The organism is Metapseudomonas resinovorans (assembly GCF_002003485.1).
GTDB classification, from domain to species: Bacteria; Pseudomonadota; Gammaproteobacteria; order Pseudomonadales; family Pseudomonadaceae; genus Metapseudomonas; species Metapseudomonas resinovorans_D.
The window spans coordinates 1-5,891 of record NZ_BDMA01000044.1 but is presented as its reverse complement, the minus strand read 5'-3'; the positions used below and the strand labels follow the sequence as shown (position 1 = coordinate 5,891).

Genomic DNA, 5,891 nt, shown 5'->3' with positions numbered 1-5,891 from the left:
GCATGGCCTACGGCTATCGGGACAGCGACTTCTTTTTCATGAAAATCAAAGCCGCCTTCCCCGGTAATCCGTGAAGAACCTTTTCTTTTGGCCGGGAATGACCGCTCGGCGCAACCCTCTTCGGACGACTCCGGCTTTGCGGCATAATTCCGCGCCAACGGAGTGCCCTATGCCCGAGCAGCTACTTGCCCGCGTCGAGGCCTGCTATGAGCAGGCCGAAGCCTTTTTCAAATGCCGGTTTCCTCGCCCCGAAGTGAGTTTCAAGCTACGCGGGCAGAAGGCCGGCGTCGCCCATCTGGACGAGAACAAACTGCGCTTCAACCCGCAGCTGTACCGCGAGAACCAGGAAGACTTCCTGCGTCAGACCGTCGCCCACGAAGTGGCGCACCTGGTCGCCCATCAACTGTTCGGCCCGCGAATCCAGCCCCATGGCGAGGAATGGCAGCTGATCATGCGCGGCGTCTACGAACTGCCACCCAATCGCTGCCACACCTATGAAGTGAACCGACGCAAGGTGACGCGCTACCTGTACCGCTGCGCCTGCCCCGACGGCCACCCCTTTTCCGCCCAGCGCCACGCTCTGGTGGCGCGTGGACGCCGCTACTACTGCCGGCGCTGCCGGGTGACGCTGGTGTTCAGCGGGGAACAGAGCCGGGTGTAGGGGCGAATTCATTCGCCAAGGGCAGCGCAGCTGCCCCGTGAAATTTCGCTGGGCAGACCTTCGGCCTGCTTGGCGAATGAATTCGCCCCTACAGGAATGTCGGCGACCTCAGCGTCAGCACCCTACCCCACCACCTTCGCTGCCTTCAGTGCCTCGATCTGTTCAGCGCTCAGTCCGAGCTCGGACAGGACCTCGGTCGTATGAGAGCCCACCGCTCCGCCGACGTGGCGCGGCGTGGGCAAGCCAGCGGAGAACTTGATCGGGCAGGCGATCTGCTTCTGCGCAGGCAAGCCTTCGCGCGGCACCTCTACCACCAGTCCGCGAGCCTCGATCTGCGGATGAGCCACCGCCTCGGACAGCGGCAGCATCGGCTCCACGCAAGCATCCAAAGCGGAGAACACTTCAAGCCACTCAGCGAAGTCACGCTTTTCGAACTCGACTTCGATGGCGCGCTTCAGCTCCTGCTGGTCCGTCGGCTTCGGTGACAGTCCCTTGGCTGCCAGCTCAGAACGGCCGATGGCGGCGCAGAACTGCTGCATGAACTGCGGCTCCAGGCTGCCCACCGAGAACCAGCGGCCGTCGCGGGTGCGGTAGTAGTCGTAGAAGCTGCCACCGTTCAAGGCCTGGTTTTCCATGTCCGGTTCCACGCCCGCACCGAGATAACCGGCGCCGGCCATACCGTGCAGGGCAAAGGCGCAGTCGGTCATGCTGACGTCCACATGCTGCCCCTCCCCCGTCGCCTGGCGATGGATCACCGCCGCGAGCAGGCCCATCACCCCGTGCAGGGAGCCACCACCGATATCCGCCAACTGCACGCCCAAGGGCAGCGGCCCGCTGTCGCGGCGTCCGGTGTAGCTGGCGATGCCGGCCAGGGCCAGGTAGTTGATGTCGTGTCCAGCGCGGTCGCGATAGGGGCCGGTCTGGCCATAGCCGGTAATGGAGACGTAGATCAGCTTCGGATTGATCGCCTTCAGCGCTTCATACCCCAAACCCAGGCGCTCCATGACGCCGGGCCGGAACTGTTCCAGGACGATGTCGTACTCCTGCACCAGTTGCCGGACCAGCTCCACCGCCTCCGGCCGTTTCAGGTCCAGGGCGATGCTGCGCTTGTTGCGGTTCAGGTACGCATGGCTGGTGGACTGACCACCGTCGTGGGGCGGCAGTACGCGCACCAGGTCCATGCGTGTGGGCGACTCCACCCGCAGCACGTCGGCGCCCATGTCGGCCAGCAGCAACGAGGCGAAGGGCCCCGGCAGCAGGGTGGAGAAGTCGAGGATTTTCAGCGAAGACAAAGGGCCTTTCATGGCAACTCCTGATGCGTGTGTTCTGGCGGTCATTCCCAATGCAGCGCCTGGCGCGAATCGAGGCGGTCGACCGCCGGGGCGTAACGGGCTTCCAGCACGTTACGGCGAATCTTCATGGTCGGCGTCATGCAGCCGTTATCCACCGTCCAGGGCTCACGTACCAGCAGCAGGTGGCTGATGCGTTCATGGGGCTGCAGCCGGACGTTGAGTTGTTCGAGGGTAGCCAGCAGATCCGCCTCCACCTGGGCGCGCGCCTGCTCGCGCGCTGCCGGGCTCAGTTCGATCAGCGCCAGCGGCTGGACCAGGCCGCTGCCCATCAGGCACACCTGCTCGACCCAGAGATTCTTGGCGATCTCGCCCTCGATGGGGGCCGGCGCGACGTACTTGCCCTTGCTGGTCTTGAAGATGTCCTTTACCCGGCCGGTGATGCGCAGATAGCCGTCTTCATCGACCTGCCCCTTGTCGCCGGTGTGCAACCAGCCATCGCGCAGGGTTTCCTCGCTCTTGTCCGGTTCCAGGTAGTAGCCGGTCATGAGCGATGGGCTGCGGTAGAGGATTTCGCCGTCGTCGGCGATGCGCAGGTCATTGTCCGGCATCACCCGTCCCACCGTGCCGAAGCGCACCTGCCCCGGTCGATTGAAGTTGCCGTAGGCGAAGTTCTCGGTCATGCCGTAACCCTCGCAGATGGTCAGGCCGATGCGCCGGTACCACTCCAGCAACGCCACCGGAATGGGCGCGGCACCGCTCACCAGCACCCGCGCGCGGTCAAGTCCCAGGCCACGACGGATCTTCCAGGCCACCAGGGCGCCCAGCAGCGGAATGGCCAGCAGGCGGTCGAGTCTTCCCTGCGGCAACCGCTCCAGCACGCCCTGCTGGAAGCGCGTCCACAAGCGCGGCACCGAGAAGAACTGGGTGGGCCGCACCTGGCGCAAGTCTTCCGCGAAGGTTTCCAGGGACTCGACGAAGGCGATTTCACCACCGCAATAGAGGCTGTTGGTTTGCACCAGGAAGCGTTCGGCGGCATGGGAAAGCGGCAAATAGGAGAAGAACTGGTCATCCGGCCCCAAGCCCATCTCCCTCACCGAACGACTGGAGGCGAAGGCGAACGCCCGGGCCGTCTGCATCACGCCCTTGGGCTGGCCGGTGGTGCCGGACGTATAGAGGATGCTGAGCAACTCGTCCGGGCGTTGTTCATGGGTTTCGCGCATGGGCTCGTGGCGCGCCAACAGCTCACCCCAGGCATGGTCGGCACGCAGGGTCGGATAGGGCAGGGCAACGCGCACAACATTGCGGGGAATGCCCGGCTCCAGGCGCTCGGCACCATCCAGCTTGCCGAGGATGATCACCTTGCAAGCGGAATGGCGCAGGACATACTCGATGCTCTCGGCCGATTGCAGCGGGTAGAGCGGCACACTGACCAGCCCGGCGAGCATGATCGCCATGTCGCTCAGGACCCATTCCGCGCAGTTCTTCGCCAGGATCGCCACCCGGTCGCCCGGCTCGCAGCCCAGGGCCCGCAATGCGCTGGCCAGTCGTCGGGCGCGGTCGTCAGCTTCGCGCCAGGTGATGGGATGCCAGGTTCGCGCCACCGGCTGGCGCAGCCAGACGCGGTCCGGCGTGGTCGCCACCCAATGGGTGAAACGTTGCAACGGCAGTGCTTCACTCATCCTTCGCCCCTCTTATTGTTGTTATCGGCTCGCTGCCCAATGGCCTCGTCACTCTAGAGCCTGAATACCTTTCGTGCGTTGGCGTGCAGGAATTTTTCCTTCACGACCTCCGGCAGCTCCATCTCATCCACCTGTGCCATGCAGCTCGAAAGCGACAACTGCGGGAAGTTGCTGCCGAACAGCACCTTGTCCTGGCCGTAGGTCTTCATGTAGTGGACCAGGGCCTGCGGGTAATAACGCGGCAGGTAGGCGGAGGTATCGATATAGATGTTGTCGTGCTTCCAGGCTACGCCGATCATTTCCTCGGTCCACGGATGGCCGATATGCCCGGCGACGATGCGCAGTTCCGGGAAATCCAGCGCCACCTCATCCAGGTACGGTACGGGCCGGCCGGTTTCCGAGGGCATCAGCGGGCCGGTGTGGCCCACCTGGGTGCAGAACGGGATATCCAGTTCGATGCACTTCGCATAGAGCGGGTAATAGAGCCGGTGGTTGGGCGGCAGCTTCCACAGCCAAGGCACCACCCGCAGCGCCTTGAAGCCCAGTTCGTTCACCGCGCGGTCCAGTTCGCGCAGAGCGGCCATCGGTTTGCTCATGTCCACCGCGGCAACCCCGACGAAGCGGTCCGGGAAGGCGCGCGTGTACTCGGCCACCTCGTCGTTGGTGCTGACCCAGCGCTCCGGCCGGCACCAGGCGCTGACCATCAGCTTGTCGATGCCGGCACGGTTCATCTCGGCCACGGTTTCCTCGGGGCTCAGTCCCTTGTCGAGCAGCGCTGTGGTCCCGGATTTCTCGAACAGTCGCACCGCCTCGGGTATCAGCTCGCGGGTGCGGCCGGTGGCCAGCTGAGCCCAGGCATCGATGGCGCCGTGTGTTTGAGTCATGGCGATTGCCTCGCGTGAGTCAGTCGAAGGTGCGCACGGCACACCCACAGGTAGGGTGCGCCATGCGCACCGCTTGCCTCAGAGCTTCATCCCGCGGCTGATGATCTCTTTCATGATTTCCGAGGTGCCGGCGAAGATGCGCTGGATGCGGGCGTTCGCGTACATCTTGCAGATGGGGTATTCCCACATGTAACCCCAGCCGCCATGCAGCTGCACGCCTTCGTCGACCACCTTGCACAGCAGTTCAGTGGTGAACAGCTTGGCCTCGGCGGCCACTTCGGGGGTGAGTTTTTTCTGGTTGTGGTCCATCACGCAGCGGTCGGTGAACACCTGGGCAACGTCGATCTGGGTGCGCATCTCGGCGAGCTTGAAACGGGTGTTCTGGAACTGCGCCACGGTCCGGTCGAAGGCCTTGCGCTCCTTCACGTAGTCGATCGTGGTGAGCAGCGCGGCCTCGGCGCCGGCCACTGCGCCACAGGCGTTGGTCAGGCGCTCCTGGGCGAGCATGTTCATCAAGTAGAAGAAGCCTCCCTTGGCATCGCCCAGCAGGTTTTCCTTTGGCACTTTGACGTTATTGAAGAACAGCTCGGCGGTGTCCTGGCTCTTCATGCCCAGCTTCTTCAGGTTGCGGCCGCGCTCGAAACCTTCCATGCCCCGCTCCACCAGGAACAGGCCCATGGCGTGCTTGTTCGCAGGGTCGGTCTTGGCGGCGACGATCACCACGTCCGCCAGCAAGCCGTTGGAGATGAACACCTTGGAACCGTTGAGCAGGAAGTGGTCACCCTTGTCCACCGCCGTGGTGCGCATGCCGGCCAGGTCGGAACCGGCGGACGGCTCGGTCATGGCCACCGCGAGGATGGTTTCGCCACGGATGATGCCCGGCAGGAAACGCGCCTTCTGCTCGGCGTTGCCGTACTCGGCGATGTAGGGGCCACAGAGGGCCGAATGCAGCGGAATCATGAAGCCCGGCTCGTTGATGTAGGCCAGCTCCTCGCACATGATCTGCTCGTAGCGGAAGTCCTTGAGCCCGGAGCCGCCGTATTCCTCATCCGCCCAGGGCAGCAGGAAGCCCATCTCCCCCGCTTTCTTCCACACGCTGCGGTCGACCACGCCGGCCGCTTCCCACTCGTCCTGATGCGGAACCACTTCCCTCTGCAGGAAGGCACGGAAAGCCTCGCGGAACAGATTGTGTTCGGTCTCGAAATGAATGCGCTGCATGGGGTTGCCTCCCTGGGCCGAAGTCGTGCCGCAGGTTAGGCGCCAGCGCCTGGCGCCCTCAATGACGCAAGCGCTCAGTGCGAATTGACGCATTCGGCCAGGCAAAAAAAAGGTTCTTCGCGGATTTCCGGGGAGCCATGAAAAAAGAACGGCGATT

5 protein-coding genes are annotated in these 5,891 nt (G+C 63.9%); 1 reads left to right on the top strand and 4 read right to left on the bottom strand.

Going from position 1 to position 5,891, the window contains the following annotated elements; translation table 11 throughout:
- Nucleotides 1–169: 169 nt before the first annotated feature.
- Nucleotides 170–661 (top strand): SprT family zinc-dependent metalloprotease, encoded by a 492-nt coding sequence (locus tag MnOB_RS12090; protein WP_077524474.1) that lies wholly within the window; start codon nucleotides 170–172, stop codon nucleotides 659–661.
- 122 nt (nucleotides 662–783) lie between these two features.
- Here the strand turns inward: MnOB_RS12090 and MnOB_RS12085 are convergent, their stop codons facing one another.
- From MnOB_RS12085 to MnOB_RS12070, 4 genes are all read right to left on the bottom strand, one after another.
- Nucleotides 784–1,965, bottom strand: coding sequence for a CaiB/BaiF CoA transferase family protein (locus MnOB_RS12085; protein WP_077524473.1), 1,182 nt, complete (start codon nucleotides 1,963–1,965; stop codon nucleotides 784–786).
- 29 nt (nucleotides 1,966–1,994) lie between these two features.
- A complete protein-coding gene (locus MnOB_RS12080) occupies nucleotides 1,995–3,632 on the bottom strand; it encodes an AMP-binding protein (protein ID WP_077524472.1) in 1,638 nt (545 codons plus the stop codon).
- Between the two features lie 53 nt (nucleotides 3,633–3,685).
- Nucleotides 3,686–4,516 carry an amidohydrolase family protein gene (locus MnOB_RS12075; RefSeq protein WP_077524471.1) on the bottom strand — a complete coding sequence of 277 codons (831 nt, stop codon included), beginning with the start codon at nucleotides 4,514–4,516 and terminating at the stop codon, nucleotides 3,686–3,688.
- Nucleotides 4,517–4,594: 78 nt separating this feature from the next.
- Nucleotides 4,595–5,734, bottom strand: coding sequence for an acyl-CoA dehydrogenase family protein (locus MnOB_RS12070; RefSeq protein WP_077524470.1), 1,140 nt, complete (start codon nucleotides 5,732–5,734; stop codon nucleotides 4,595–4,597).
- Nucleotides 5,735–5,891: the final 157 nt, after the last annotated feature.

Coding starts and splice junctions, on each gene's coding strand:
- MnOB_RS12090 (WP_077524474.1), top strand. CDS start 170: ATGCCCGAGCAGCTACTTGCCCGCGTCGAGGCCTGCTATGAGCAGGCC.
- MnOB_RS12085 (WP_077524473.1), bottom strand. CDS start 1,965: ATGAAAGGCCCTTTGTCTTCGCTGAAAATCCTCGACTTCTCCACCCTG.
- MnOB_RS12080 (WP_077524472.1), bottom strand. CDS start 3,632: ATGAGTGAAGCACTGCCGTTGCAACGTTTCACCCATTGGGTGGCGACC.
- MnOB_RS12075 (WP_077524471.1), bottom strand. CDS start 4,516: ATGACTCAAACACACGGCGCCATCGATGCCTGGGCTCAGCTGGCCACC.
- MnOB_RS12070 (WP_077524470.1), bottom strand. CDS start 5,734: ATGCAGCGCATTCATTTCGAGACCGAACACAATCTGTTCCGCGAGGCT.